The 27000-nt window shown below is 67.4% G+C and carries 31 protein-coding genes; 11 read left to right on the top strand and 20 right to left on the bottom strand.

The features are described 5' to 3' along the window. Nucleotide 1: 1 nt before the first annotated feature. Nucleotides 2-1240, top strand: a complete 1239-nt coding sequence (mshC, locus tag ABZT18_RS18805; protein ID WP_354996002.1) for a cysteine--1-D-myo-inosityl 2-amino-2-deoxy-alpha-D-glucopyranoside ligase — start codon at nt 2-4, stop codon at nt 1238-1240. Between the two features lie 294 nt (nt 1241-1534). Here the strand turns inward: mshC and ABZT18_RS18800 are convergent, their stop codons facing one another. Beyond that, nucleotides 1535-2326: a GntR family transcriptional regulator gene (locus tag ABZT18_RS18800; RefSeq protein WP_354996001.1), complete on the bottom strand. Its 792-nt coding sequence runs from the start codon at nt 2324-2326 to the stop codon at nt 1535-1537. Between the two features lie 123 nt (nt 2327-2449). Next, on the bottom strand, nt 2450-3319 hold the full coding sequence (locus ABZT18_RS18795; protein ID WP_354996000.1) for a PAC2 family protein: 870 nt from the start codon (nt 3317-3319) through the stop codon (nt 2450-2452). A 262-nt stretch (nt 3320-3581) separates the two neighbouring features. Here ABZT18_RS18795 and metH point away from each other — a divergent pair, with 262 nt between their 5' ends. After that, nucleotides 3582-7097, top strand: coding sequence for a methionine synthase (metH, locus tag ABZT18_RS18790; RefSeq protein WP_355252005.1), 3516 nt, complete (start codon nt 3582-3584; stop codon nt 7095-7097). 57 nt (nt 7098-7154) lie between these two features. Here metH and ABZT18_RS18785 read toward each other — a convergent pair whose 3' ends face one another. From ABZT18_RS18785 to ABZT18_RS18730, 12 genes are all read right to left on the bottom strand, one after another. Further along, nucleotides 7155-8396, bottom strand: a complete 1242-nt coding sequence (locus ABZT18_RS18785) for a site-specific integrase (RefSeq protein WP_355252002.1) — start codon at nt 8394-8396, stop codon at nt 7155-7157. Nucleotide 8397: 1 nt separating this feature from the next. Then, complete coding sequence (locus ABZT18_RS18780) at nt 8398-8589, bottom strand: helix-turn-helix domain-containing protein (protein WP_355251999.1); 192 nt, start codon at nt 8587-8589, stop codon at nt 8398-8400. Between the two features lie 22 nt (nt 8590-8611). Further along, nucleotides 8612-10408 (bottom strand): replication initiator, encoded by a 1797-nt coding sequence (locus ABZT18_RS18775; RefSeq protein ID WP_355251996.1) that lies wholly within the window; start codon nt 10406-10408, stop codon nt 8612-8614. Continuing rightward, nucleotides 10408-10674, bottom strand: a complete 267-nt coding sequence (locus ABZT18_RS18770) for a hypothetical protein (protein WP_355251994.1) — start codon at nt 10672-10674, stop codon at nt 10408-10410. Before ABZT18_RS18770 ends, ABZT18_RS18775 begins: the two co-directional genes overlap by 1 nt. Then, nucleotides 10671-11399, bottom strand: coding sequence for a hypothetical protein (locus ABZT18_RS18765; protein WP_355251991.1), 729 nt, complete (start codon nt 11397-11399; stop codon nt 10671-10673). The genes ABZT18_RS18770 and ABZT18_RS18765 overlap by 4 nt, the downstream gene beginning before the upstream one ends. Next, a complete protein-coding gene (locus ABZT18_RS18760) occupies nt 11399-11803 on the bottom strand; it encodes an RRQRL motif-containing zinc-binding protein (protein ID WP_355251988.1) in 405 nt (134 codons plus the stop codon). The genes ABZT18_RS18765 and ABZT18_RS18760 overlap by 1 nt, the downstream gene beginning before the upstream one ends. Beyond that, a complete protein-coding gene (locus tag ABZT18_RS18755) occupies nt 11800-12099 on the bottom strand; it encodes a hypothetical protein (protein ID WP_355251985.1) in 300 nt (99 codons plus the stop codon). The genes ABZT18_RS18760 and ABZT18_RS18755 overlap by 4 nt, the downstream gene beginning before the upstream one ends. Continuing rightward, entirely contained in the window at nt 12096-12536 is a 441-nt protein-coding gene (locus tag ABZT18_RS18750; RefSeq protein WP_355251982.1) for a hypothetical protein, read from the bottom strand. The genes ABZT18_RS18755 and ABZT18_RS18750 overlap by 4 nt, the downstream gene beginning before the upstream one ends. A gap of 85 nt (nt 12537-12621) precedes the next feature. Next, complete coding sequence (locus ABZT18_RS18745) at nt 12622-12831, bottom strand: hypothetical protein (protein ID WP_121655337.1); 210 nt, start codon at nt 12829-12831, stop codon at nt 12622-12624. Next, nucleotides 12828-13694, bottom strand: coding sequence for an FtsK/SpoIIIE domain-containing protein (locus tag ABZT18_RS18740; RefSeq protein ID WP_355251979.1), 867 nt, complete (start codon nt 13692-13694; stop codon nt 12828-12830). The genes ABZT18_RS18745 and ABZT18_RS18740 overlap by 4 nt, the downstream gene beginning before the upstream one ends. Before the next feature lie 82 nt (nt 13695-13776). Next, complete coding sequence (locus tag ABZT18_RS18735; RefSeq protein WP_355252054.1) at nt 13777-14661, bottom strand: hypothetical protein; 885 nt, start codon at nt 14659-14661, stop codon at nt 13777-13779. A 277-nt stretch (nt 14662-14938) separates the two neighbouring features. Then, the gene (locus ABZT18_RS18730) at nt 14939-15259 is read right to left on the bottom strand and encodes a hypothetical protein (protein WP_089021118.1); all 321 of its coding nucleotides are present in this window, start codon (nt 15257-15259) and stop codon (nt 14939-14941) included. A gap of 138 nt (nt 15260-15397) precedes the next feature. On the opposite strand from ABZT18_RS18730, the gene ABZT18_RS18725 reads away from it, so the two are divergent. From ABZT18_RS18725 to ABZT18_RS18715, 3 genes are read left to right on the top strand one after another with little or no spacing between them, the layout of a single operon-like run. Next, nucleotides 15398-16621, top strand: coding sequence for a helix-turn-helix transcriptional regulator (locus ABZT18_RS18725; RefSeq protein ID WP_355251975.1), 1224 nt, complete (start codon nt 15398-15400; stop codon nt 16619-16621). A gap of 19 nt (nt 16622-16640) precedes the next feature. Continuing rightward, nucleotides 16641-17123 (top strand): NUDIX hydrolase, encoded by a 483-nt coding sequence (locus tag ABZT18_RS18720; RefSeq protein ID WP_355251972.1) that lies wholly within the window; start codon nt 16641-16643, stop codon nt 17121-17123. A 36-nt stretch (nt 17124-17159) separates the two neighbouring features. After that, nucleotides 17160-17474 carry a hypothetical protein gene (locus ABZT18_RS18715; protein ID WP_355251969.1) on the top strand — a complete coding sequence of 105 codons (315 nt, stop codon included), beginning with the start codon at nt 17160-17162 and terminating at the stop codon, nt 17472-17474. A gap of 638 nt (nt 17475-18112) precedes the next feature. Here ABZT18_RS18715 and ABZT18_RS18710 read toward each other — a convergent pair. Then, a complete protein-coding gene (locus ABZT18_RS18710) occupies nt 18113-18799 on the bottom strand; it encodes a hypothetical protein (protein ID WP_355251967.1) in 687 nt (228 codons plus the stop codon). Nucleotides 18800-19274: 475 nt separating this feature from the next. Between ABZT18_RS18710 and ABZT18_RS18705 the strand changes: the two genes are divergently transcribed. Then, complete coding sequence (locus ABZT18_RS18705; protein WP_355251964.1) at nt 19275-19844, top strand: hypothetical protein; 570 nt, start codon at nt 19275-19277, stop codon at nt 19842-19844. Between the two features lie 64 nt (nt 19845-19908). Further along, nucleotides 19909-20649: a hypothetical protein gene (locus ABZT18_RS18700; protein ID WP_355251961.1), complete on the top strand. Its 741-nt coding sequence runs from the start codon at nt 19909-19911 to the stop codon at nt 20647-20649. 246 nt (nt 20650-20895) lie between these two features. On the opposite strand, the gene ABZT18_RS18695 is transcribed toward ABZT18_RS18700, so the two are convergent. Next, nucleotides 20896-21705, bottom strand: a complete 810-nt coding sequence (locus tag ABZT18_RS18695) for a PH domain-containing protein (RefSeq protein WP_355251958.1) — start codon at nt 21703-21705, stop codon at nt 20896-20898. Continuing rightward, a complete protein-coding gene (locus tag ABZT18_RS18690; protein WP_355251955.1) occupies nt 21702-22073 on the bottom strand; it encodes a PadR family transcriptional regulator in 372 nt (123 codons plus the stop codon). Before ABZT18_RS18690 ends, ABZT18_RS18695 begins: the two co-directional genes overlap by 4 nt. Before the next feature lie 468 nt (nt 22074-22541). On the opposite strand from ABZT18_RS18690, the gene ABZT18_RS18685 reads away from it, so the two are divergent. The 3 genes from ABZT18_RS18685 to ABZT18_RS18675 all read left to right on the top strand — a co-directional run bounded on the left by ABZT18_RS18685 (nt 22542) and on the right by ABZT18_RS18675 (nt 24144). Then, nucleotides 22542-22871: a hypothetical protein gene (locus ABZT18_RS18685; protein WP_355251952.1), complete on the top strand. Its 330-nt coding sequence runs from the start codon at nt 22542-22544 to the stop codon at nt 22869-22871. Between the two features lie 156 nt (nt 22872-23027). Beyond that, nucleotides 23028-23468: a VOC family protein gene (locus tag ABZT18_RS18680; RefSeq protein ID WP_355251949.1), complete on the top strand. Its 441-nt coding sequence runs from the start codon at nt 23028-23030 to the stop codon at nt 23466-23468. 469 nt (nt 23469-23937) lie between these two features. Next, on the top strand, nt 23938-24144 hold the full coding sequence (locus ABZT18_RS18675) for a hypothetical protein (RefSeq protein WP_355251946.1): 207 nt from the start codon (nt 23938-23940) through the stop codon (nt 24142-24144). Between the two features lie 36 nt (nt 24145-24180). On the opposite strand, the gene ABZT18_RS18670 is transcribed toward ABZT18_RS18675, so the two are convergent. Together ABZT18_RS18670 and ABZT18_RS18665 are read right to left on the bottom strand one after the other, a co-directional pair. Next, on the bottom strand, nt 24181-25092 hold the full coding sequence (locus ABZT18_RS18670; RefSeq protein ID WP_355251944.1) for an NAD-dependent epimerase/dehydratase family protein: 912 nt from the start codon (nt 25090-25092) through the stop codon (nt 24181-24183). Then, nucleotides 25019-25321: a hypothetical protein gene (locus ABZT18_RS18665; RefSeq protein ID WP_355252051.1), complete on the bottom strand. Its 303-nt coding sequence runs from the start codon at nt 25319-25321 to the stop codon at nt 25019-25021. The genes ABZT18_RS18670 and ABZT18_RS18665 overlap by 74 nt, the downstream gene beginning before the upstream one ends. Nucleotides 25322-25347: 26 nt before the next feature. Here ABZT18_RS18665 and ABZT18_RS18660 point away from each other — a divergent pair, with 26 nt between their 5' ends. Continuing rightward, complete coding sequence (locus ABZT18_RS18660; protein ID WP_355251941.1) at nt 25348-25710, top strand: hypothetical protein; 363 nt, start codon at nt 25348-25350, stop codon at nt 25708-25710. A gap of 59 nt (nt 25711-25769) precedes the next feature. On the opposite strand, the gene ABZT18_RS18655 is transcribed toward ABZT18_RS18660, so the two are convergent. Further along, complete coding sequence (locus tag ABZT18_RS18655) at nt 25770-26948, bottom strand: ThuA domain-containing protein (protein ID WP_354995994.1); 1179 nt, start codon at nt 26946-26948, stop codon at nt 25770-25772. Nucleotides 26949-27000 lie beyond the last annotated feature (52 nt).

Genomic DNA, 27000 nt, shown 5'->3' with positions numbered 1-27000 from the left:
CATGGAGTCTTGGGCGGGACACGAGGTGCCACGGCTGCCGGGCAGGGGTGAGCCGCTGGCGTTGTACGACTCGGCGCGGCAGGGTGTCCACCCGAGTGAGCCGGTCGACGCGGGAAGCATGTACGTCTGCGGCATCACCCCGTACGACGCCACGCACCTCGGTCACGCCGCCACCATGATCACGTTTGACCTCGTGCAGCGGATGTGGCGCGACGCCGGCCGCCCGGTGCGCTATGTACAGAACGTGACCGACATCGATGACCCGCTGCTGGAGCGGGCCGCCCGCGACGGCGAGGACTGGGTGGTCCTGGCGATGCGCGAGACGGCGCTGTTCCGGGAGGACATGGAGGCGCTGCGGATCATCCCGCCGGCGCACTACGTGGGCGCGGTCGAGTCGATCCCGGACATCGCCGACAAGGTCGAGGTGCTTCTCAAGGACGGCGCCGCGTACCGGCTCGACGACGGCACCGGCGACGTCTACTTCGACATCTCCGCCACCGGCCGGTTCGGCTACGAGTCGAACCTGACCCGTGAGCAGATGCTGGAGATCTTCCCGGAGCGCGGCGGCGACCCGGACCGGGCCGGCAAGCGTGACCCCCTGGACCCGCTGCTCTGGCGTGGGGCCCGCGAGGGCGAGCCGTCCTGGCCGGGCGGGGAGCTGGGCCAGGGCCGTCCGGGCTGGCACATCGAGTGCGCGGTGATCGCGCTGAACCTGCTCGGTGACCGCATCGACGTGCAGGGCGGCGGCAACGACCTGCTGTTCCCGCACCACGAGGCGTCCGCCGCGCACGCCGAGCGGCTCACCGGTCAGGCGCCGTTCGCCGAGCACTACGTGCACGCCGGGATGATCGGCCTGGACGGCGAGAAGATGTCCAAGTCCCGCGGCAACCTGGTCTTCGTGTCCCGGCTGCGTGCCGACAAGGTCGACTCGATGGCGGTCCGGCTGGGGCTGATGTCGGGGCACTACCGCAGCGACCGCACCTGGACCGACGAGCTGCTGTCCACCGCCCAGGAGCGACTGGACCGCTGGCGGCGGGCCGCCGCCGCGCCCGCCGGGCCGTCCGGGGCCGAACTGCTGGCCGGGGTACGCGAGCGCCTCGCCGACGACCTCGACACCCCCGGTGCCCTGGCGGTGGCAGACCGCTGGGCCGACGCAACCCTGGCCGGCGCAACGGATGACCCGGCCGCCCCAGCCCTCTTCGCGAACACGGTAGACGCTCTCCTAGGCATCCACCTCTAGCCCTGTTCGGGCTTGCCCTGTTCGGGCTTGCCCCGCCCCGCCCGTTCGCGCCGGCCTCGCCCGTCCCGCCGGTCAATCTTGCACTTTCGGCCGCGCTTGTGGCATGGTCCGCCCCTTTCGTAAGGGCAGGAACTGCAAGATCGTGAGAGTTCGGGCGCCAAGGCCTGGGGCGCTCCGTCGATCATGGACTTGTGGTGCCTCACGAAAGGCGCGTAACACCGTATATCGGCCACCACAACTCCTAGATCGGCGCGGGGCGGCGCGGCGCGGGGTGGTGTGGCGGGGTGCGGGGGATCAGCCTAGGACTAGGCCGGGGTTGGGGTCGGGGTCTGGGGTTGGGGCGGGGATCTTGTATTCCTCGGTGAGGGTGGTCATGGGGCCGGGCCAGGTGGCCTGGGACACCTCGATCGGCTTGCGGTTCGCGTCGAACGCGACGTGCAGCAGGTGCAGCACGGGGGTGTCCGGCCGGATCTGGAGCGTCTCGGCCTCCTCCCGGCTGGGCTGGCGGGCGCTGATCGTGTCGGTGGCCGAGACGTACTGCCGCCCGGTGACTTCCTCGGCCTCCTGGTAGAGGGGTCGGCCGAACGCCTCGGTGCGCTCCAGCGAGGTGCCGGCGGTGTCGGCGGGCAGGAACCAGGAGGCGCCCACCTCGACGGGGGAGTCGTCGGTGCGGACGAGGTGCCGCCGGCAGAGCAGGTCGGTGCCGTCGGGCACCCCGAACGCGTCGGCCACCTCGGCGGGGGCGGGGGCGCGGCCAACTGAGACGAGTTGCTGGCGGTACCGCGTGGCGAGGTCGGTGTGGTAGCCGCGGAAGCCGCCGTACCGGCCCCGGGAGAGGCGGTTGAGTCGGCGGCGGGTGCCCCGGACGTACGTACCGGAGCCGGGTTTGGTGATCAGGATGCCCTCGACCCGCAGTTGGTCGACGGCGCGTTGCGCGGTCTGCTTGGCGACGCCGAACATTTCGGCGATGGCCGGGATGGACGGCAGTCGCTCGCCCGGGCCCCAGTCGCCGCGGCGGACCTGGGCCTTGAGCTGCGCGGCGATCTGTCGGTGCGGGAACTCTGCGGCCCCGGGGTTGATCTGCATACCCGCCTCCTTGATCACATCTAGGTTCCTAGGATGCCTTAGCGGGTGTGACGGCGCTACCCCTGACACGCGAAAACGGGCCCCCGGACCACTAAAAGGTCCGAGGGCCCGCAGTAGACAGCGTTACCAGGAGCCGGCGGTGGGGCCGGCCGAACCGCCCCGACGGCGCAGGTACTTCTCGAACTCCTGGGCGATCTCGTCACCGGTCAGCGGGGTGATCCCCTCGTCGCCGACCCGTTCCTCCAGCTCGCGGACGTACTCGCCGAGCTCGGCGTCCTGCTCGGCGGCGCTGCGCACCCGCTGCTCCCACTCGGCGGACTCCTCGGCCAGATCGGCCATCGGCACCGGCAGGTCGACGACCTCCTCGACCCGGTGCAGCAGGGCGACAGTGGCCTTGGGACAGGGCGGGTTGTTGGCGTAGTGCGGCACGTGCACCCAGAACGAGACGGCGTCCACCTCGGCGCGGGTACACGCGTCGTGCAGGACACCGACAATGCCGGTCGGCCCGTCGTACCGGGTGGGGGTGAGCTGGTAGCGCTCCGCGGCCTGCGCGTCGGACGCGCTGCCGCTGATCGGCAGCGGTCGGGTGTACGGAACGTCCGCCAGCAACGCGCCGAGCAGCACCACCCGTTCCACCTCGAGGCTGTGGCAGATCTCCAGCACCTGCTCGCAGAATGTCCGCCAGCGCATGCTCGGCTCGATGCCGCGGATCAGCACCACGTCGCGCTCGGTGCCCTCCGGGCTGGCCACCATGAACCGGGTCGTCGGCCACTCCACCCGGCGGGTCTCCCCGTCGGCCATCGTGATGGTGGGTCGGCTGACCTGGAAGTCGTAGAAGTCCTCCGGGTCCAGCTCGGCGAGCTGCCGCGCGTTCCAGACCTGCTCCAGGTGCTCGACCGCGGCGGTGGACGCGTCGGCGGCGTCGTTCCACCCCTCGAAAGCGGCGATGGCCACCGGGGACCGCAGCACCGGCAGTCCGTCGAACTCGGTCACGCCGTCACCTCACCCTGCTCGTCGCGGTCGGCGCCGGGATCGCGCCCGGTCGTCATACCGTGGGGCACGGTGGCGTCCCTGTTGTCCTTCACGTCCGTCAGCCTACGTGCCGAGCGGGGGCGGGGCCCGTCGGCCGCGCCGGTCGGCCGGACCGACCACCGGTCATACGTCGACGAACCGGACAGCGTGATCCCGCTGACACAATATGGGATCGCGTGCGGAGGGTCGTTGGGCGCGGTCGGTGCCGCACTAACCTGAACGGGTGCGGACTTCGTTGATGGATGTGCTGGCCGACCGGATTCTCATCGCCGACGGGGCGATGGGCACGATGCTGCATGCTGCGGACCTCACGCTCGACGACTTCGACGGGCTGGAGGGCTGCAACGAGATCCTCAACGTCACCCGGCCGGACGTGGTGCGCGGGGTGCACGACGCCTATCTGGCCGCTGGCGCGGACTGCGTGGAGACCAACACGTTCGGCGCCAACCTCGCCAACCTCGCCGAGTACGACATCCCGCAGCGCATCCGGGAGTTGTCCGAGGCGGGCGCCCGGATCGCCCGGGAGGCCGCCGACGCGGCCAGCACCCCGCAGCGGCCCCGGTTCGTGCTGGGCTCGATCGGGCCGGGCACCAAGCTGCCCACCCTCGGGCACGCCGACTACGCCACGCTGCGCGACGCGTACCAGGAGAACGCCGCGGGGCTGATCGCCGGCGGCGCGGACGCGCTGATCATCGAGACCTGCCAGGATCTGCTCCAGGTCAAGGCAGCGGTGGTCGGGTCCAAGCGGGCGATGGCCGAGTTGGGCCAGTCGGTGCCGATTATCTGTCAAGTTTCCGTGGAGACCACCGGCACCATGCTGGTGGGCAGCGAGATCGGTGCGGCCCTCGCCGCGATCGAGCCGCTCGGGGTGGACCTGATCGGTCTGAACTGCTCCACCGGCCCGGCGGAGATGAGCGAGCACCTGCGCTACCTGTCGCAGCACTCCCGGATTCCGCTGTCGGTGATGCCGAACGCCGGCCTGCCGGTGTTGACCGCCGACGGGGCGTACTTCCCGCTGACCCCCGTGGAACTGGTCGACGCTCTGGAGCGGTTCATCACCGAGTACGGCGTGGGGCTGGTCGGTGGCTGTTGCGGCACCACACCGGAGCACATCCGGGTGCTGTCCGAGCGGTTGCACGGCGTCACCGCCACCGCCCGTGAGCCGCGGCACGAGGCGGGTGTCTCGTCGGTGTACCACCCGGTGCCGTTCGCCCAGGACGCGTCGGTGCTGATGGTGGGGGAGCGGACCAACGCCAACGGCTCGAAGGCGTTCCGGGACGCGATGCTGGCCGGGGACTGGCGGGCCTGTGTGGAGATCGCCCGCAGCCAGGCGCGCGACGGCTCACACCTGCTCGATCTGTGCGTGGACTACGTCGGTCGGGACGGCACCCAGGACATGCGGGAGCTGGCCGGCCGGTTCGCCACCGCGTCGACCCTGCCGATCATGCTGGACTCCACCGAGCCGAACGTCGTCGAGGCCGGGCTGGAGATGCTCGGCGGCCGGTGCGTGGTCAACTCGGTGAACTTCGAGGACGGCGACGGCCCCGACTCCCGGTACGCGCGGGTGATGCCGGTCGTCCGCGAGCACGGCGCGGCGGTGGTGGCGCTGCTCATCGACGAGGAGGGGCAGGCGCGTACCCAGGAGTGGAAGGTCCGGGTCGCGGCGCGACTGATCGACGACCTGACCGGCCGCTGGGGCATGGACCGCGCCGACATCCTGATCGACGCTCTGACCTTCCCGATCGCCACCGGGCAGGAGGAGACCCGCCGCGACGGCATCGAGACGATCGAGGCGATCCGGGAGATCACCCGCCGCTACCCGGGGGTCAACTTCACCCTGGGCGTCTCGAACATCTCCTTCGGGCTCAACCCGGCGGCCCGACAGGTGCTCAACTCGGTGTTCCTGCACGAGTGCGTTCAGGCCGGTCTGACCTCGGCGATCGTGCACGCCAGCAAGATTCTGCCGATGTCGAAGATCCCCGAGGCGCAGCGCGAGGTCGCACTGGATCTGGTGTACGACCGGCGCCGCGAGGGGTACGACCCGGTGCAGCGCTTCCTCGAACTCTTCGAGGGCGTCGACGTGACCAGCGCCCGGGCCAGCCGCGCTCAGGAGTTGGCCGCGCTGCCGCTCGACGAGCGCCTCAAGCGGCGGATCATCGACGGTGAGCGCAACGGCCTGGAGGCCGACCTGGACGCGGCGATGACCGGTGGCCGACCGCCGCTGTCGATCATCAACGACATCCTGCTGGACGGCATGAAGGTGGTCGGCGAGCTCTTCGGCTCCGGGCAGATGCAGCTGCCGTTCGTGCTCCAGTCCGCCGAGGTGATGAAGACCGCGGTGGCGTACCTGGAGCCGCACATGGAGGCCACGGAGGACGGCGGCAAGGGTCGCATCGTGCTGGCCACCGTGCGCGGCGACGTGCACGACATCGGCAAGAACCTGGTCGACATCATCCTGTCCAACAACGGCTACGAGGTGGTGAACATCGGCATCAAACAGCCGATCAACGCCATCCTGGAAGCCGCCGAGCAGCACCGCGCCGACGCGATCGGCATGTCCGGCCTGCTGGTCAAGAGCACGGTCATCATGAAGGAAAACCTCGCCGAGATGGCCACGCGCGGGGTCGCGGAGCGGTGGCCCGTCCTGCTGGGTGGGGCGGCGCTGACCCGCGCGTACGTCGAGGACGACCTGCGGGCGATGTTCCCCGGGCAGGTGCACTACGCGCGGGACGCGTTCGAGGGGCTGTCCCTGATGGACAGGGTGATGACCGCCAAGCGCGGCGGCGCGCCGGTGATCGACCCGGAGCGGGAGGCGGCCCTCGCGGCGCGGCGGGCCCGCCGGGAACGGCAACGGTCCATGGTCACCGAATCGCTGCCGGAGCTGCACGACTCCTCGATCCGCTCCGACGTGGCCGCGGACGTGGCCGTGCCCACCCCGCCGTTCTTCGGCACCCGGGTGGTCAAGGGCGTGCCGATGGCCGACTACGCGGCGCTGTTGGACGAGCGGGCCACGTTCCGCGGGCAGTGGGGGCTGAACGGCGCCCGGGGCGGCAGCGGACCGTCCTACGACGAGCTGGTCGAGACCGAGGGCCGGCCGCGCCTGCGCTACTGGCTGGACCGGCTGATCGCCGACCAGGTGCTGGAGGCAGCCGTGGTCTACGGCTACTTCCCGGCGTACTCCGAAGGCAATGACCTGGTGGTGCTCGACGAGAACGGGCACGTCGAGCGGGCCCGGTTCTCCTTCCCCCGGCAGCGGCAGGAGCGGCGGCTCTGCCTGGCGGACTTCTTCCGACCCAAGGGCGACCAGCTCGACGTGGTCGCGTTGCAACTGGTCACCGTCGGTCAGCCGGTCAGCGAGTACGCGGCAAAGCTGTTCGCCCGCAACGAATACCGCGACTACCTGGAGGTGCACGGGCTCTCCGTGCAGCTCACCGAGGCTCTCGCCGAATACTGGCACCGGCGGATCCGTTCCGAGATGACCCTGCCCGACGGCCGTCCGCTGGGCCACGACGACCCGGCGGACCTGGCCGGCCTGCTGCGCAACGACTACCGGGGCTGCCGGTACGCGTTCGGCTACCCGGCCTGCCCCGACCTGGAGGACCGAGCGAAGATCGTGGACCTCCTCGGGTCGGAGCGGATCGGCGTGGAGTTGTCCGAGGAGTTCCAGCTGATGCCGGAGCAGGCCACCGACGCCATCGTGGTCCACCACCCGGAGGCCAGCTACTTCAACGCCAAGTGACGGGCGCAGGTGCCCTGAGCTGCACCATAGGTCGCCCGGCAGGCCGCTGAACCATGATCATGCCGTGTCCAGGCCGTCAACGGCTTCCGGGCTATCCTCGGCGGCCTGGTCCTCACCGAATGCCTTGTCGATGGCCCGGCGCGTGCGGCCCTCGCTGGTCGGTAGGAGGTGTGTGTAGGTCCGCAGGGTGAACCCGGGGTCGGCGTGGCCGAGGTAGGTCGACAGGGCCTTGATGCTCTCCCCGGCGTCCAGGAGCACTGAGGCGTAGGTGTGCCGAAGGACGTGCATCCCGTTGCGCCGGTCGTCGCGGATGTCCGTGGCCCGGATCGCGGGCTTCCAGACGCCGGGGTTGAACTTCGAGCGGCTGAGTGGCAGGCCGTCAGCGGTGGTCAGGTAGAGCCGAACTGTCGCGGGGTCGCCGGTGAGGGTTCCCCAGGGCAAGGTGACCTCTACGGGCGCGTACTGCTTGGCGTGGTCGCCCAGGCGGCGAGCTACGGAGGCTGGGAGGGGAACCTCCCGCGTCTTGCCGCCCTTGGGCGGGGCGAAGATGAGCGCGCCGCGCACGAGCTTGACCTGACGGACGACTCGGAGGGTTGGCCGGGTCGCGTCCAGGTCGTCAGGGCTTACGCCGAAAATCTCTCCCTGCCGCAGTCCGCAGCCCGAGCCCAGGTCGACAGCGACTCGGTAGCGGCCCGGCAGTTTCGCGCGGAACGCCGTGAGCTGGTCGACTGACCACGGCTGGACCTTGGTGGGGACGTGTCGGGGACGTTGAATGCTCTTGGCTGAGAAAGGATTGCTGACGATCTTTTTGTCGTCCATGGCGGCGTTCAGAATCATCGACACGTCGCTAAACAGAACACGGCGGTAGCCGGCCGACAGTCCCTTCTCCTGCAGCCCGCGCGCCCATGATCGGATCGTCGCCGGCTGGATCGACGCGATCGGCTTGTTACCGATGGCCGGATACACGTGCAGTCGGAGTTCGTACTCGATACGGTCCCGGGTCAGGACGTCGGTGGTTGCAGCGGCGAGCCATTCGTCGGCGTACTGCTTGAAGGTGGTGCGGCCGGCGTCGGGGTCGACGTAGGTGCCCTTGAGGATGTCGGCCTGGACGTTGGCGAGGAACGCTTGCGCCTCGCGCTTCTTCTTGTCGGGGAACGACTGCGACTTTTCCTTGCCGTCCGGGGCGAGGTACCGGACGCGGTAGCGCATTCCCTGTCCACATTCCGGCTTTGGTTCCTGCCGGGACTTCCCGTCCGGACTGGCAACCGTCTTGTACCAGCGGTCAACGATGTGGCCCATCTCAGGCCGCCTTGGACTGGTCGGCGAACCACGCGCGCACCACGTCAGGGTCGTAGCGCAGATGCCGACCGACGCGGCCGGCGGGCGGACCTATGCGGCGCTTGCGCCAGGTGTAGAGGGTCTGGACCGGGACGCCGAGGTAGGTCGATACGTCTTCGACGGTCCAGAGCGTGGGGGGTTGTGCGGTGGTCATGTCGTCTCCCGTGGTCGAGGGGTCAAGCGGCAGCCGGCGCGGTGCCGGCGGGGGTGGTGCCGAGTTCGTGGGCGAGTTCTTCGCGGCCGGTGGTTCGTCGCTCGCGGGCCAGGGCGGCGGCGGTGTTGGCGAGAAGTGCGTCTCCGGTGGTGTGCCAGCCGACGCCGGCGAAGGTGAGGGTGCCGACGATGAGCGTCGTGTCGTCCTCGTCGAGGTGGTCGACAGCGCGGAAGGTGCCGGGCTGCTCGTCGGCCTGGTGCTCGTGCTCGTGGCGCCGGAAGCTGACGCGGGTGTCGCGCAGGAGTTGGAAGGTGACGGAGTATCGGCGGGCTTTGGTGAGGAAGTGGCCGCCGAAGCCGAGCATGTGCGCCCAGCGCCGCAGCCGGGCGTAAGGGTTGCCGCCCGTTGGTTTCGCCGGTTCGGTGTCAAGGCTGGCTTGACGGTGGGCGACGCAGACCGGGCAGGCGGCGTAGCGGGTGTGGGTGCCGCAGTCGGGGCACTCCCAGCGCTGCACGAAGCCGGGTGCGGGCCGGTGGTCCCGGGGCCGTTCCGAGAGGGGGACCGGGGTGGTGGTGGGTCGGCCGGTGTGCCAGCAGGCGTCGATGAGGCGGGCGGTGTGGTCGCCGTCGGGGTCGGCGTAGTCGCCGATGGAGTCGGCGTCGAGCCTGACGGAGCGGTGCCCGGTTACCTCGGTGCTTTTGGTGGCGTACTTGGCAAGGTAGCCGGCGACCATGCCGTCGGTGACCTCGCCATCCCCGGTCAGGCTGATGGGTCGAATGTCGAGGCCCTTGCCCGGGTCACCCCACGCGATCGACCAACCGGTGGGCCGGTCGGGATGGCTCGGGGTGGCGAAGGCGACCTGCTCCACGGCGGCCCGGATCGCGTCGTCCAGGTCCGCGACGGTGAAGCCGGCCGGTGGCGGCACGACGGCGGTGGGGTCGGTGGGGTGGACGCCGTCCAGGCGCACCAGGGCGTGGAAGTGCACTGCCGCGCGTGCCTGAAACTCGGCCACCTTGCCGTGCGACAGCCGGACCGGGGAGACGGTGCGGATGTTGCCGGAGGCGGTGACCACGTGAGCGCGGGGGATGCCGCGGCGGCGGGCGAGTTTGGCGAGCCATCGTTCCGCGGCTTGCTTGGTGCGGTGCCACAGCTCGCCGGAGAACAGGTTCCACACGACTTGGTGGGTGTGGTCGTAGCAGTCCAGACACAGCGGCTGCCCGAGCACCTGGTCCCCGGTTTCGTGGCGTGCCCAGCAGACGGCGGGTCGGCCGTGTTCGCACAGGCCGGTGTCGCGGCGGGCGTGGCACGGCTCGGCCCGGCAGTCGCAGCGTTTGCGGTTGCCGCAGGTGTGCCGCTTGACCGCCCGGGTGTGCACGGTCCCGAAAGACGGTGCGGTGAAGGTGGCGAACACCGCCGGGTGTTGGGCGACGGTATCGGGGACGCCTTTGCCGCCGATGAGGCCGGCGCGCAGGAGTTGGTAGGCGTCGCGTTGGTAGGTGTGGGCGCAGGCGGGGCAGACGGTGGCGCGTCGGTTGCCGCAGGCGGTGTAGATGGCGGCGTCGGGCATGGCGTCGGTGTGCCGCTGGTCCAGGACCCGTCCGGTGCCCTGCTCGACGGTGAGCAGGCTGCCGGCGAGGCGGATGGGTCGGGTGCAGCCGGCGGCGGCGCGGACGTGTTCCAGCCATCCGAAGTAGTCGGGTTGGGTGGCGCGGGTGAAGGCGGAGCCTTCGGCGGTGTAGTCGTAGGTGGGGATGGTGTCGGCGTTCGAGCCCACACCCCGGGCCGAAGCGCGGGGTGTGAGGTCCAGCGTCGAGGCCATCAGCCGCCAACCTCGGTGAGGTGGCGGGTGGTGATGGTGCGTTCGGTGACGATGGCCCGGCAGGCACCGCACTGGCGCTTGGCCGGTTCGTGCCGGCGGCACGGGATCACGGCGGTGGTGTCGCCGCAGTGGATGGTGACCGGTGCCCGGCAGGGACCACCGGGGATGACGTCGACCAGGGTTCGGCGGATGTCGAACGGGTGCGCGTCGGGGTAGGCGGGGCAGGTGTGGGTGACCTGCTCGATGTCGACCAGGTAGATGGTCATCGGGCACCACTGATGGTGGTGAGGAGCTGCCCGGCGATGGTCGGGGTGACGTCGAGGCGGTTGGCCAGCTCGGCGGCGGTGATGGGTGCTCCGGTGGCCTGTTCGTGCTGCACGGCAGCGAAGCGGGCAGTGGGCAGCAGATGAGCGGGGACGTCGACCGGCTCGGATGCCGGCACGGTGACGAGTTCCGGCTCGACAGCCGGGGTCGGCTCTGGGGCCGGGGCGATGGCGGCCGGTGGTGCCGGCTCGGTGGTGACCTGCTCGGCCATCTGAACGCGGATCGGCTCCATCGACTCAGCAGCGGCCGGTTCGGCTGTCTGAGTGGCGGGTGCGGGGGCGAGGACGAGTTTGACCAGGGCCATGAACGCCAGCGCGGGAACAGCGGACAGGAGCCACCCGGACGGGCCGGGTTTGGCGACCGCCAACTGTGCGGCGAGGGAGAGGCCTGCGGCGGCGATGAGCAGGGTCATCGGGTAGCCGATGGGTGCGCCGGTGCGGCGGCGTCGGCGGATGGTCAGCAGGGCGGCGATGGGGACGAGTTCGGAGATGACGGCGTTGGCCCAGCCGAACCATCCCGGGGTGTTGGCGGGACTGTTGGCCATGGTCCAGTCGTGGACGTGGGTGAACGACGCGGCCCCGGCGGAGCCGCCGACAGCGATGAGGATGAGGACCAGGACCAGGCCCTCCAGTCGGGTGCCGGCGCTGGCCGGAGTGGTGGTGGGCATCAGTGGCCTCCGTGGCAGTCGAGGCAGCAGCCGTAGCGGCGGGGGATGTAGTAGGGCTTGACCTGGCCGCAGTAGCGGCAGGTGCGGCGAGCCAGCAGGGCTTTGGCGATGGCCTCCCGTTGCGCGGGCGTAGCGGTGCGTTTCGGTGCGGCGAGGTCAGTGCGGTAGAGGTAGGCGACCCGGCGGTTTTTGCGGTGTCGCCAATAGATTTGGGCGACCGGGTCTTGTCCTCCGGGGCGCAGGCCGGCGGCGCGGAGCTGTCGCAGGGTGGCCAGGCCGGTGGGTGCGCCTTGGTAGGGGAAGGTGGGGAACCCGTAGCGGGTGCCGAGCGGGTCGTAGAACTCGACCCGAATGCCAGTGCGGCTGGCCAGGTTGTCGAGGTCGACGCTGCGAAGGTCGGTCATGGCTTGTCTCCCCACCGCTGTTGGGCGGCTTGGCGGGAGATGCCGAGACGCTGGCCGATTTCGGCCCAGGAGTAGCCGAAGGCCCGCAGCCCGATCACGGCTTCACCGATCGCGTCATCGATCACCGAGGACAGGGCGACCAGGTCGCGCAGTGCTTCCACGTCTCCGGTGGCAACGCGGCGTCCGTGGGCGCGGATGATGCGCCGAGCGAAGCCGGCGAACTGGTCGTTCTCGACGACATCCCGACGCCGCTGCCTGGGGATGGATGGCGTCAAGGACGCCTTGACGGTGCTCATGCGTTCTCACCTCCGGCGGTGCGGAGGGAGTCCCACTCTTTGGCAGCCGCCGTGAGGGCGGTGATGACCTGCTCGGCCGTGCGGGCGGGGTCGTCGTTCCACGAGTAGGGGGAGGTGTGCTCGTCGAGTAGGTAGCCGTCTTCGTCGATGAAGAAGACCGGGGCGGCGGCGTCGAGGTAGTCGACGAACACGCCCAGGGCGGCGAGGTAGTCGGCGAGGGCGTCGGGGTTGAGTTGGGAGAAGTGCTCGATGCGGTGTCCGGCGCAGGCGATGCCGATGGCCCCGGCGGCGCAGGCCGGCGGGGTCGGGTTGTCGGTGGTGTGGGCGTAGTAGGTGCCCTGGTGCCAGCCGTGCCGGCGCAGGTAAAGGGCAGCCATCCGCAGCAGGTCAGCAGGTGTGACCGATGCTGTGGTGGGTGGGTTGTGGGTAGCCTTCATGGCAACCACGTCCTTTCGGGGGCTGTCGGTTGGTGGTCGGCAGGACCGGCGAGCTTGCGAGGCAGATCCGGTCCTGTCGGCCGTGCTATCGGGCGCGTAGCCGCAGGTAGCGGCGGTGCCTGTTGTCGTCACCCGGCATCTGGGTGGGTGCGGAGACGTAGACGAGTCGGCCGCTGCGGGCGACGGCCTGGACCATGGCGGCGATGTCCTCGGGACTGCCGGTGATCCACAGTTCGGTGAACTGCGCGGCCCGCTGGTTGTTCGCACGGGCGTAGGTGCGCTCGCGGGTGGTCATGCCGCCATCTCCCACTCGGTGGGGTCGGCCGTCGGGGTGTTGTTGGTGGGGCGGCGGGTCCAGGCGGCGTAGTCGGCGATGTTGTAGATGTCGGTGTCGGTGAGGTAGGCGGCCTTGATGCGGCGGGGAACGCCGCCTTCGGCCAGGAGGTAGGCCGCGCCCTGGTTGGTGGGCGCAATGTCGGAGGCGGTGTAGCCCTGCTCGGCCCAGCCCTGCCCGAGGATGATGTTCGAGCTGTTCAGCGAGGTGCACCGGAACGCGGCCCGGTAGCCGAACAGGTCCCGCAGCGAAGCGGGGATGATGTCCCACGACGGGCGCTGAGTCGCGGCGACGACGGGCATGCCGCAGGCCCGGCCGAGGGAGACGAGCCCTCGCAGGAGGGTGGAGAACTCTTCCTGCTGTGCCTTGGTGCCGAGCACGGTGGAGTACATGGCGAGTTCGTCGATGATGGTGACGATGACGGACATGCCGTCGCCGTCGGCGAGCTTGCGGCGCCGGTTGGCAAGCAGCCAGGCGTAGCGGTTGGTCGCGACGACCAGGAGGCGACGTAGCACGTCGATGCCGTGGTCGATGTCGGGGCCGATGAACGCGTCGGCGAGGTCGCGCCAGGGGCCGAGTTCAACGAGTTTGGCGTCGAAGAGCACGAGGCGGGTGTTGTCGCACAGGGCGGCGTGGCCGCAGATGTTGTTGATGAGCCCGGATTTGCCGCCGCCGGGTTCGCCTGCGGTGAGCAGGTTGCGGTAGATGACGTCGAGGTAGACGGGTTGGCCGAACTCGTCGATACCGATGAAGATCGGGTCGAACATCGACAGGCCAGGACCCACCGGAACCGCCTCAGCAGTGGTGGGAATCGTGGTGGTCATCAGGTGCCCTCCTGGGCGTTATGGGCGCGAGAAGCCACACGAACGAGCCGCCATGGCTCCTCGCGTCCCGAGTGGGTTGGGGTCAGATCCAGTCGGAGGTGTCGTCGTCCGGCACGGACGACGAGGAAGCCGCGGGCTTGCTGCCGTTGGCGGTCGTGGCCGGCTTCTTCGCCGGCTTGCCCTGGGTGGGGAGGGTGACCGTCGGCATGTCGATGTCCGGCAGGTCCAGGGCGGTGGGGACTGTCAGCGGCGAGGCCGAGACGGGTGCGGTCGGGTCGATGACGTCGACCAGCGGGGAGCTGACGTGGGCGGTCAGCACCTCACGGCGTTTGATGTCGAACCGCAGATAGGCGGCGTTGTTCTCCGAAGCGCGCTCGATGAGCACGGTGGAGGCGTGGCAGGTGACCGCGATCTTGTCGAGGCGGCCTTCCAGGTCCTTGGCGGACAGGCCGGGGCGCAGGTAGACCCAGACCCGCTCACCGACGGGGGTGGGCTTGGCCCAGAGGATCAGCGGCAGCGAACCGGACTGGTTGGCGATGATGAACTGCGCGAAACACACGCGCAGCCGATGGCGCACCACGAGGCACCATCCCCAGGCTTTGACCTGACGGCGCACCGGGCGGATAGCGGCGGGGACGCCGACGACCAAGGCGACCACCAACAGGGTCACCAGGGTTGGGGTGTGGTTGGCCAGCTGCACCCACGCGGTGAGCAGGAGCACCGCCATGGCGGTTTCGAGGCTCCACCACCACAGCAGCCGAATCACCGGCCAGATGCGGACGAGCAGCCACACGGCGGCACCGGTCGGAACGCCGATCAGCGCGCCGACGAACAGGGACACGATGGGGTGCCAGTAGGAAGCGGCCACCACGGCCGCGAGAAGGCCGACGATGACCGCCGTGAGGATGAACGCCATCTTGGCGTTCCGCGCGGAGGAACGGTGAACCTTGGCCTCGATGACCGTCACCGTTCCGGTTGACCTGCCGGCGAACCGGCGGGGGCTAGACTTGGACACGACGAGTCCTCCCTTGCACGAGGGTGGATGAGTTGGAGGGCACGGGGTCGGCAGATGTAGGAGTCGGACCGACCCCGCGCCAGCTCTTGCGGGGATGCCACCACCATTCGTGGTGACGGACCGGGAATGTAGGAGTCGGAACCACTCCCGGACCATGAATCTCAGCGGACCGTCAGGCCGCTTTCGTGCGTCAGACACCAGGGCTCACACAGCGCGGTGAGCGAGGGACCTACTTAGCCGCCGAGTTACCAGCCTTCGGCTTCAGCGAGATCGCACGGAACGCGACGCCGTTACGCCCGTTGGTCGCCCACGGAATAGCCTCCAACTGCTCGACAGCGACGAGCTGTCCCACCGTCACGCCCGGCTTCTCACCCGCCGTGGTGATGGTGATGATCTCGCCGCCAGTCTCGTCGAGCACGAAGACCTGGGTCGACCACATGAGCCGGCCAGTGTTCTTCTCCGACCGCTGATTGCCGTTCTGGTCGTTCTTCGGCTCCGGGTCCTTCGTCACCTGAACCTGCTTGCTCTGGGTGTCCACGTACAGCTTCACGAGATACCTCCGAGGGTTGTCGAGCGCGTCCCCTATGGACGACTGCTCGGTGCTGAACCCAAGGTAGGGCCAGGTTGCGGGCCAAACCCGGAATACTTTTCCGGGGGTCGAGGGCCGTCGACATGAGACACTGGACGCATGCGAGGCATCGGTCAGGATCTAACGGTTGGCGAACGGATTGCTTGGTATCGCCGCCGGCGGGGCATGTCACAGGAAGTGTTGGCGGGCATCGTCGGACGCACCGTCGACTGGCTGAGTAAGGTCGAGAACAACCGGATTGATCTCGATCGGCTGTCTGTCATCCGCTCGGTAGCGGGTGCGTTGGACGTCAGCATTGGCGATCTCGTTGGAGAGCCAACCCTCCTTGATTGGAACGCCGACAGCGGGACGAAGACAGTCTCCGCTCTGCGAGATGCCCTCCTGAACTATCGGCAGCTCTCACCGTTCGTCCCGGGGCCTGTCGCGGAGGCACCAGACGTAGCCCAACTGCGTACGGAAGTCACCCAGGTGTGGGATGCGTACCAAGCCTCTCGATACGGATACGTCGTCGCGCGATTGCCGCAGGCGCTCGCAGATGGACAAGCCGCGACCCAAACTCACGAGGGCGAGGACCAGGAGCAGTCGTTCGCACTTCTGGCGCTCACCTACCAGGCGACCGCAGTCCTGCTCACCAAGCTCGGGGAAGCGGACCTCGCATGGATTGCTGCCGAGAGGGGCTTCACGGCGGCCCAACGATGCGGCGATGTGGTTGTCATCGGGTCGCTCTTCCGCTCAGTCACTCATACCCTGCTCTCGACAGGTCGATTCCGTGAAGCGAAGCAGCTCACCGCCGATGCGGCGGCATACATGCAGCCCGGCTTGGCCGGGGCGACGCCGGAGTACCTGTCGGTATACGGCACCCTGTTCCTGGCCGGTTCCGTAGCCGCAGCACGCGACGAGGACCGTACCGCCGTCCGATCCTTCCTCAGCGAGGCGGACGAGACCGCGCGGCGACTTGGCCGCGACGCGAACCACCTTTGGACCGCGTTCGGGCCAACCAACGTGGCTATCCACCGCGTGACAACCGCGATGGACTTGGATGACGTACAGGTTGCGATCGACCTTGGTCCCCGTATCGACACGACCGGCCTTCCTGTCGAACGGCAGGCGCGGCATGCGCTCGAAACAGCGCGGGCACTGACTGCCTGGAACAGAACAGATGAGGCCATGGCGGTAGTGCTATCTGCTGAGCAGCAGGCGCCCGAGCAGATTCGCCACCACGCGATCAGCAGGCAGCTCGTCCAGAACTGGATGCGCCGCGGTCGAGGCCGACCCAGCTACCAACTCGCCAGCCTGGCGCAGCGCGTGCACGTCACGGCCTAGATCCGTAGAGTCCGTGGATGTGACCAGCCAAGCCAGCAACGTGCGTCCGCAAGCTACTCCCAAGGTGGCGGCGGGCGCGCTTTTCGTTGATGAGCAAGAGCGCATGATGCTCGTCAGGCCAACGTACAAGGCGCACTGGGACATCCCAGGCGGGTACGTCGAGCAGGGCGAGAGCCCGCTACAGGCCTGTGCGAGAGAGGTCTACGAGGAACTGGGCCTCCGAGTCGCGATCGGTGCTCTCCTTACGGTCGACTGGGCTCCGAGGCCAGACGAGGGCGACAAGATGCTCTTCGTCTTCGACGGCGGCATGCTCACGTCTGACCAGCTCGCGTCCGTTGCCTTCCGCGATGGCGAGATCGCAGAGTGGGCGTTCGTGGAAGACCGCCAGCTCGACGAGCTGACCATCCCCAGACTCGCTCGACGCCTGCGGGCGAGCATGCACGCCCGGAGAGAGGCTCGTACCGCCTACCTCGAAGAGGGCGTCTTGCCCCGCACGGACTGAGACTAAGGTGCAGCCTGGGATTCCGAGGAGGATTAAGTGCCCAAGCGTGTCAACAACGGACCGGGAGACGACCCGGACGAGTACTGGTTCGAGTGCGAGGACTGCGAGGGCACCGGGACCGTAAACGTCCCAGACGGACTCGACGAGTCCACCACTGTTAGCGGCAAGTGTCCCGGGTGCGAGGGCTTGGGCTTCTACGAAGGCGACGCTGACGACGTCGAACCGTGCAACAAGCGCTTCCACCCGAAGGGTGGTGGATCTGACCCCCGGAGCTACTGGTACTTCTGCCGAGAGCCAAAGGGTCACGCGGGAGACTGCGACTGCCCGGCAGTTCACGAGCAGCTACTTTGATCCGCGCTCAGGATGTCGCAGATGAGTTGGCGGACGAGTGTCGTGCATCAGTCGACGGAGGACAAGCTAGCTGCCGGCCGGCTGCCGGCGAAGTGGTTCAAAGTTTCTGTACGTCTTCAAGGCGGCCCTGAACGGGCCGCACGCGCCGCCGCCTGGGCGCGCGTCTGACCCCTCCCTTAGCCGGTCGGGGCCAGCCACGCCATCGCCCGTCGGCTGGCGCGGAAGCGGGAAGCCCAGGGGGCCGCCGCAGCACGACAGGGCGTTGATGAGTGAGGTGGTGGGCCGGCAGCCGGCCGGGCCGCGCGGCCCGCACCGCGCGGCGTAGGGGAGCGCACGCCGGCCGCGTTGGCGAGTTGGCGGTGGATCGCGGGGTTGCGGTTACTTCGCCTCCGGCGGGGGCGCTCGGGCTCCGAGATGGTTGCAAACCCGTCGGCGCGTTGCGGTCCGTGGGTGGTTGCGCTGGCCATCCCGCCAGCCGGCGACCCGGGCGAGCCGAGCAGACCACCGCCCGACCCGCCAGCGTCCGACCGTGCGTCAAGGCCGTCTTGACGTGGCGGGCCGGGTGGTAGCCCGCTCCCACAGGAGGGCGGGTCGACGGCAGACGGGATGGCAACATCGCTCGGGGCTGCTGCCGCCGGCTAGAGCATGGTGGGTGCGTCGTCGTACATGGGGCTGTTCTGGTGGGCGGCGCAGCGAGCGCCGCCGGTGGCATTGCCGCAACGCTGGCCGTTCTTCATTCGAGCACCGCACTGGACCGCTGGGTCATGCACGTGGCAAAGGCCCGATGGGCGGGGATTGATGGGGCAGGGAGCGCCCTTGCGGGTGACGGAGCGGCAGTGGGGCAGCAGCGTTGGTGCGGTAAGAGCAACGGCCACGTCCGCCTCCGCGCGGGAGTAGAGGAAACGGCCGGCGATGCGGCGGCGGGTGGTGGGTATGTCGACCAAGGCGACCGGATGCGGCACGATCCAGGTTCGAGGGCTACCCCAGCGAACCCAGACTGCGACAGCTCCCGCATCGGCTTCGCAGAGCAGTTTGCGTGACGACCATTGCTTATCGGTCCTGTCGATCTCGACGGCGATCGGTGGCGCTCCCAGGCGCTCGCAGACAACGTCGAGGTAGCCAGGGCGATCCGGATGAGCGCCGGGTAGGCCCGCGATACTTGGCACTTCTCGCCGGACTCGCCAACCGTGCGCGACGCCCCAGTTCACCACGCCTCGTGTCAGTGCCGAGGTGACCCGTGGTGCAGACCAGTCGGTGAAGGTGAGGGGGGCGAGCCACTTGGTCAGGGACTCGGCCGCCCGTGACGAGCGAAGCGCCAGATCCATAGACAGAGGGTAACTTCTCTGGGTGACGGTGTCGCTACCGCTTGACTTCGGTCTATCCTCGGAGAGGATGGCTGCATGGCGAAGCGGCTAGATGAACCCGAGTTCGATTGCGTGGTTGCTACAGAGTGGGGCTACTCAGGCCAGCAGCTCTGGACGCGAACATCACACGACGCGTGGACCAGCGAAAGCAGTCGTGAGTACCTGAGTTGGGACAAGCTGCTGGACATGGGAGAAGTTGTGGTCCTGACTCCTGCCAATCTCGATGCACACCAAGTCGGACGACGCGAGGGGCGATTCGAGGTACTTCGGGAGGTCGACGCCACTCTCCGAAGAGTTAGCGAGGCAACGTATAAGATCGGGAAGCGGTAGGTAAGAAATGACGGGCATGCGGCGAGGAATCCCGGCGTCCGTTGAGGCAGCTCTGTGGACAATTAGTAATGGCCGATGCTACGGGCCCGGATGTCCCATGCCCGTCATGTTCGAGACACGCCCCGGAGTGTACCGGAAGAATGTTCAAATTGCTCATATTTATGGTGTTAGGCCGAACGCATCCCGGTACAAAGACGGATTACCCGACCCTGAACGTGATTCTTTCAGGAACCTGCTACTTCTCTGTCTGCCCCATCATTCGGAGGTAGACGACAAGAGGACCGGAGAAAAGCTTTATCCGCCGGAGATCTTACTTGAGTGGAAAAGGAGACACGAGGGTAATCTCAACGCCGAGCTAAGTAGAATTGGCCCGGTGGATGAGGATGTGCTTATGGATTTTATCGCGGACATTTTCGAACCTCCGCTAAAGCGGCTGGAAAGCATTGCGGAACAGCTCGAAAAGACGGGGACTGTCAACGCAAATAGCGTTGCAGACCTTCGAGGAATCATATCGGCTCTAACTGATAATCCAGTCGGGCTGGATGCGCGGACGGTTGCAACCCTGGCGGATTCAGTGGAGAAGCTAGGTGGACAAGGATTCCGGCGGGCCGTTAACAGGCTCTCTGATGCTGCTGACATCATGCTGCGGGCATCCCGGCGAATGCCAGAACGCTGAGGGGTCATCGACGAGGTAGATCGCCCCAGGAGGACTGGTAATAGGCGCGTTGAATGGAGGTGTCGTGGGCGATGCAGTGACCCAATTGCCAGACGATGGGACGGACCAAGTCCCTGACGAATACACGCTCGAAGGGGATGTCCGCCAGTTTCTTGACTCCGAAGAGGCAACGCCAGAATTTCTGCGCGAGTGCCTGTGGCGAATCGTGGATATCTTGCGGGACCTCGCGATGTCTCAACGACGGGCCGTTGTTGGAATCCTATCGCTAATGCTTGTATTTGAGCTATTGAATCGTAGTCTTGTGAATGAGGCTTCGTTGGTTGGAGTCAAGCTTGCTCGACTTGATTTTCTTCAGACCCCAATCCCAGCTGCCGCTTGTTACTTATTCCTTCGCTCTACCGCAGTGGCGAAGGACCGAGACATCTACACCTCTGTCTACTACGCCATCGTGGGGCAACGGTTTCCAGGTCTTTATGCGTCGCAGATAGATCGTTTGTTCACTACTTCGCGGGGGCTAACGTTCAGCAGCGTCCCTAAGCGCTACTATATGCGCGGCGATCACATCTGGCCCTTTGCCCTGCCCGTCGCCGAGGGGAGGGTAACAGTTTTAATTACGCCTGCCTTTAGCTTTTATGCGTATTGGCAAATCTTCGCTAGGAGTGGAATCGGTAGCCTTGCGACTTGGCTCTCACTTATTGTCGCGGTCGCCTTGCTCCTGGTGGCCTTCAAGCTCGCCTACGCCTTTCTCAACACTAGTGACATGGCGGACCAGCGGTTGCTCCATGACATGTTCAGGCCTCGATAAGAACTGGCAGCAAGAAGGCGGCGCGGACTGTTTCAACCGGTCCCGAGGCGTATCGCCCTCCGGCTGGGTGACTAACTGAGTGACGACAGGAGTGGGTTGTGGCGGACTGCCACGGACGCCGGTGGACGAGTTCCCGCAGAAGGCGGTAAGGGCTAGGCAGGTCACCGAGCTACGCATGTTGCCTGGGGGTCAAGGGGTCGCGGGGTTGCATCCATGGGAGCATCGGGATGTCAGGAAGCGATGATTTTATTCAGTCTGTGCGACCGTGTTTCTTTCCATTCGGGTCTTCACCAAAGCCCTGACTTCGAGCATGACATTTCCTACCAAATATTCTTCGACTAGCCACGGGGCAGGCACACTCTTGACTTGGATTGCCTCACCCGATTTCAACCGGATGTCGACAGTGCCGTAGTTGAGAATTCGGCCTACTCGTGACTGTCTAGCGGTGACGCTTTCGACTTCGTTTAGCGACCAGACCTGGGCCTTGCGGGACTCCACGATCGCGAAGGAATCGTCGGTAATTAAGATTGGTGGCCTCCGCCATCGCAGGAAACTTCGGATAAATACTCCCTGAACTCCTAGCCAAGCGGTTATACACAAGCTAAGCCAGAATCCTCCCAGATCAGTGCCGTCGAGGTAGCCCGACAAAGAGCCCAGGGCGAAGGTTCCAGCAAGGCCCACTGCAGCCGGCGAGGTCAAGCGAATCCAATGTGGCTTCCAAGCCCAAAGGATCCGATCAGTCGGGAAAGGTTTACCAATGAACGAGAGTTGGTCGAAGTTGGTCATATCGAGCCAAGCCAACAGTCGACATTTCACGTCAAAGGCTTGGGCGGACGCGGCGAAGCCGAGCGCCGTTAGAAGCTTGAAGAGCTTTCCCGGACGTTCGTCGATGAGCGCGATAAGTTCCTGGGCACGCGTGCTTGCCCATTGTGGATCGCTGTAGCGGCGAAATGCTGCCCACGCGACGAGCCGTCGTGCGAGCCACGGGGAGATGTCGCTTGCTTCATTGATGAGTAGGCCCGTCACTACACCGAAAAGCACTTCTCCCGCTCTCACCTGGTCTCACCGTCGGCGAGGCGACACCCTAGCGACCGCAGCGTTGCAACCGGCTTCCAGCCGGCGGCTCTACCCCGGCGCGCTCCCCGTCGCTCGATCAGAAGTTGCTGACCCGAAGCTAGGCCGTTGGGGGTTAGCCGGTAGAAGCGGCGAGGCGGACGGCCGACTTCTGGGTTTTGCGCCTCCCAGTAGCCTGAGATCCACTCTGCACCTTCGAGGCGATCAAGCACCCCGTAGACCGTTGGTCCGGACCGCTTTGCCTGCTTCATGATGGTCCAGCCGTGAACCTCCTCGTCGTTCTGCCAAGCGGTCAGGAGCACCTCGATCACGTCGAGTAAGGGCTGCGTGATCCTCGCGGGTGAGGTCATGCCGCTTATCTTACCTATGTCGAGCAAGGGCCTGTGCGGACGCGCGGGTGCACGTTGCCCGTTGCTTGCAACCTCTGGTGGACCCGGAAGTTTTCTGGATACAGGCCGATCGACGGATCAAGATCATGCCGTCGCCAGGCCGTCGAAGGTGGACCGGTAGCGACAGAGGCTGACCAACGTCGACCGCCTACGTCCGAGGTCGGGAGGTGTGATGCCCGCTTTGATCGCCGCTGCCCGCCACCGAGATCAATACAACGCCAAGTGACGACCGCAAGTGCCCTGACCTGCACCTCAGGTCGCCCGAAAGGCCGCCTATCGATGCGGCGAGCCGCATCGGTCGACAGACGCAGGCGGCCGCCCAGGTCCGCCGGGGCGTCGTGGCCGGCATCCTGCGCGACGACTACCGGGACCAGACCTACCAGTCCGAACGCGGGAGTGGTGAGGTTTCGCCGGCGGGGACACGCAATCGTGCGTATCGACATAAACGAACCAAGAGCTGCCGAACAGTTTTGGGAGGGCATGCAGGTGGTGGCCGCTGCCGCCACGCGGCACCAGGACTATGACTTGTACCGGGCGATTGTCACGATCGGCCGAGCGGCGCTGGCTCAAGGTGTTGAACTCGTGCCGTCCAGCGGACTGTTCCTCCAGTGCCCGGTGTGCAACGCCCTCGCGGCCCAACGGTGCATCAATGTGCCTGGGCACCCGCTGGGAGGCGACGGCGCTCTCCATTTCCAGCGCGTCGATCTGGCCGAGAAGGCGATCAGCGGGGAAGTTCCTCTTCCTCCTCCACTGAGCTGATGACCTCTCGGGCACGATGACCGAGGAACCGTGGTAGAGCCGCTTACCTGCAACTCAACTAGAAGATGCGGGCGCAAGGTGTCGAGAACGGTCGGGTGGCTCCGTCTCAGGTGAGGACACGGCCACCGTGGTCGTAGCACACCAGGGAGATCCAGCATGGCGATCCAGCGGATGGACAACGTCCTCATCGTTGTCGACGACCTTGACGCTGTCATCTCGTTCTTCGTCGAACTTGGCATGGACCTGGAGGGGAGGGGACCAGTCGAGGGACGGTGGGTGGAGCGGGTCATCGGGATCGATGACGTCCGGCAGGAAGTCGCGATGCTGCGGACCCCGGACGGGCATGGCAAGGTCGAGCTGGCGATGTTCCATACGCCAAAGGCGATCAGCGCCGAGCCGAAGGATGCACCCGCGAACACGCTGGGCATTCGTCGCATCATGTTCGCCGTCGACGACATCGAGGACGTCATTGCCCGCCTGCGCACCCACGGGGCTGAACTCGTCGGGGAGCTGGAGCAGTACGAGAACGCCTATCGCCTCTGCTACGTCCGCGGGCCCGAGGGCATCATCGTCGGACTGGCCGAACAGCTCATCTGAACGCCGTGGCAGCAACTTCAGGGATGTAGGGGCCTCACGAGCGACGGATACCCCTACATCCCTGAAGTTGTGCGGATCTTGGCCCAGCGGAAGTGACGCGCTGAGCTGGGCGTACATCTGCTCTCGGGTTTCTTCCGGCAGCGAGTCCCGGAGGGGCGAGCGGATCACCCCGGCGGAGACGGCGTTGACCCGGATCGGGGCGAGTGCGCGGACCAGCGCGTCGATCGCCCCGGTGATGCTGGCCGCCACCGATCAGCCCGCGCGGTGCCGGTGGTGCCGAGGGTAGCCGGTCGCCTCTGGTGCACGAGTTCGTCGACATCGCCGTGCGGCACGCCCAGTCGTAGTACCAACTGATGAGGCCACTCTCGTTCCCCGTGGCGATGGCACGGCATCTCGTGTGGGACAGAGTGGATCAAGCGTCGTTTGGCCGACTGGGGCCCTGACACTGAGATCGGAAAGAGGCCGTTCCGTGAGCCCCGAAAAACAACAGAACAGCAAGTGGGCACCGTGGTGGGTGTACCTGGTCGTCATCCTGGGCTGCAACTACGGGAAGCAGTACCTGGTTCAGGATCTGCCCGTAGCGGTCAATGCCGCGATCACCGTCGTGCTCGTTGGTGCCCTCTTCCTGGTCATCACCGTGGTGTACCGCCTCATACAAGGCGCCGACCGTCAGTGACACCGAAGCAGTCCCGTCCGGGCACCAGAAGAGGTGCTACGCGGCTCGGAAGGTCTCGCGCAGTGCCGGGTCCAGCGATCGGCCGGTCGTCGGCTCGATGAACAGTTCGGCGAGCAGGAGGTCGGCGAGGTGGGTCGGGTTGACGCCCGACTCCTTGCGGCTGAGTGCCTGCAGCGCGCCGCCGAGTCGTAGGGCGGCCTTCACCGCGCCGGCCGGCAGGCGGGCGACCCGGCGGCGTCGGCCGACCGCGTCGGCGATGCGTCCGATCATGTCGTTCCAGGTGAGGTTCTCGTCGGCGACCGGGATGTCCGCACCGCTCGCCTGCTCCAGAGCGTCCACCGCGACGTCGGCCACGCTGCGCGCCGACGCCGCGGCGGTCCCACCACCGGGGACGGCCAAGGGTGTACGAGAGCGCGCCCACCGGTCCAACGGGCCCGCCCAGTTGGGCAGCCGATCGCCGGCGCGGCCGAAGACGAACGGCAACTCGAGTACGGCGACCGGCAGATTCGGGCCGGCGGCCTCCCGTCCCTCCCGGGCCTGCTCCAGGCGGCAGCGGATGTACGTGTGACGCTCCGCGAGTCGCCACTGCGGATGCAGCCGGTCGAAATAGGTGTAGTACGAGCCCATGACGACCCCGCGGGTGAGACCTTCCCGGCGGGCGGCGGTGAACAGGCGTACCACCGGCTCGACGTTGTCCCGGCGGAAGACGGGATAGATCGGCTTGGGCAGTGGTCGTTGCTCGTCGGTGCGGGTGGCGTAGACCACGCCGTCATGACCGGCGAGCAGCGGCCGCAGTTCGTCGATCGAGGCAGACTCCACGTCGAGCAGGTGGTCGACACCGGGACGGGCGGTACGCGCCACCGTGGTCGCCGTATTACCTCGCTCGCGCAGCACGTCCACCACGTGAGCGCCGATCAGACCACTGCCACCCACCACAAGAATTCGCACGCCGCATCGTCCACCGTGGAGACCGCTGCTTGTCAAGGGGCGATCGATACCCGTCGGAATCAGACTGTGCCCGAAGACCCGGTCGGGGTGTCCTCGACCTGGGCGGGAGCGGCATTGGATTCGCCGGTCGTTGAGGCGTACCGGTGCTGTTGATGGTCAGCTCGCCGACGAGCTCGTTGAGCTGCGGGTCGTCGGGGTACCGGCCGGGGTAGAGGCGGAGGGTGCCCACGACGTCAGCCGCCACGGTGGCCCATGATGTCGGGTAGGCCGGGCCAGGTCGACAACCTCGTCGAGCCCGGCTACATGCGGACCGACTTTCTGCGGACCCACTTTCTGCGGACCCACTCCCTTGGCCTGCCGCCGACCACCGTGTCCGGCTACGAGTCGATCCGGGAGATGACCGCAACGCACCTGGCGATGCCGGGCACCCAGCTCGGTGACCCGGTCAGGGCCGCAACCGCCATCATCGAGGTGGTCGTCTCGGGTAGGGCGCCCCTGCACCAACTGCTCGGTTCGGGCTCCTACTCGCCCGCCAAGTCCCGGATCGATTCGCTGACCTTCGACGTCGAGGCGGGCCGCGAGTTGGCGCACACGACGGACATCCCGCAGCACAGCTGAGGCTATCCGTTGTGTGGCGGACCCGGCCTGGTCACTGTCCAGGCCGGGCCCGCCGCCGGTCAGCCAGTGACGAGGTCGAACTTCTCCCACTGGCCGATGGAGGTCCGGTTCGCGATCAGCGCGGACGCGCCCGCGTTCTCGGCGGCGACGTACCGGTTGTTCACCGTGGCTCGCAGGCTCACCGTGCCGTCGGAGTTGCGGACGAGCTGGAACGTCTCCCAGGCGCCGGCGGTGGCCCGGTTGGCGATCAGCGCGGCGGCCCCGGCGTTCTCGGCCGCGACGTACTGCCCGTTGCCCTTGGCGCGCAGCGCCACGTTGCCGCTGCCGAGGTCGACCAGGTCGAACCGCTCGGTGGTGCCGACGGAGCTGCGGTTGGCGATCAGCGCGGTGGTGGCGTTGAGCGCGCTGACGTACTGGTTGTTGGCCCGGGCGCGCAGGCTGGAGCCGGTGGGCGGCGGGGTCGTCGTGCGCGGCGAGCAGTCGGCCGTCACGGCGCCCGCGGCGACGCGGAGGCCGCCGAGCAGCATCCGGGTGAAGTTCGGGTCGCTGTACGACGCCTCGGTGTGCCCGAGGCCCGTGTACCAGGCCCGCCCGCCGCCGTAGGCCTTGCACCAGGTGATCGGGTGGTCGCCGCCCATGTTGCCGCCGCTGTACGACGACTCGTCGAGGCTGGCGAGGACCCGCACGCTCGACCGGGGGTTGGTGCGGTAGTTGTACCACTCGTCGGTGCGGACCCAGGTGTCGCCCAGGTGGGCGGTCGACGGGTTCGTCCGGTCCTCGACCCGTACGGTGGCGGACTGGATCGCCGGGTGCGAGTCGAACCACGCCCCGACCAGTCCGCCGTACCACGGCCAGCTGTACTCGGTGTCGGCGGCGGCGTGCACGCCGACGTATCCGCCGCCGGCGGCGATGTACGCCTCGAACGCCGACTGCTGGGTGGCGTTGAGGACGTCGCCGGTCGTCGACAGGAAGACCACCACCTGGTACTGAGCCAGGTTGGCGGTGGTGAACTGGGCGGCGTCCTCGGTGGCGGTCACGGTGAAGCCGTTGGCGGCGCCGAGCTGCTGGATGGCGGCGATACCGGTCGGGATGGACGAGTGCCGGAAACCGGCGGTCTTGCTGAACACCAGGACCTTGGTCAGCGGTGCTGCCGAGGCCGGAGTGGGGAGGGTTACCAGGGAGGCCAGCACCACGGCCAGGCCGGTGACGAGTGCCAACAAACGGGAACGGGAACGCATGTCGTGCTCCTCTGCTGAGCGTCGACCCTGGCGCGCACGTCACTGACCGTGC

This window comes from Micromonospora sp. NPDC005291 (assembly GCF_040607415.1).
Taxonomy (GTDB): domain Bacteria; phylum Actinomycetota; class Actinomycetes; order Mycobacteriales; family Micromonosporaceae; genus Micromonospora.
The sequence above is the reverse complement of the archived record's forward strand: the minus strand, read 5'-3'. Positions and strand labels throughout refer to the sequence as shown.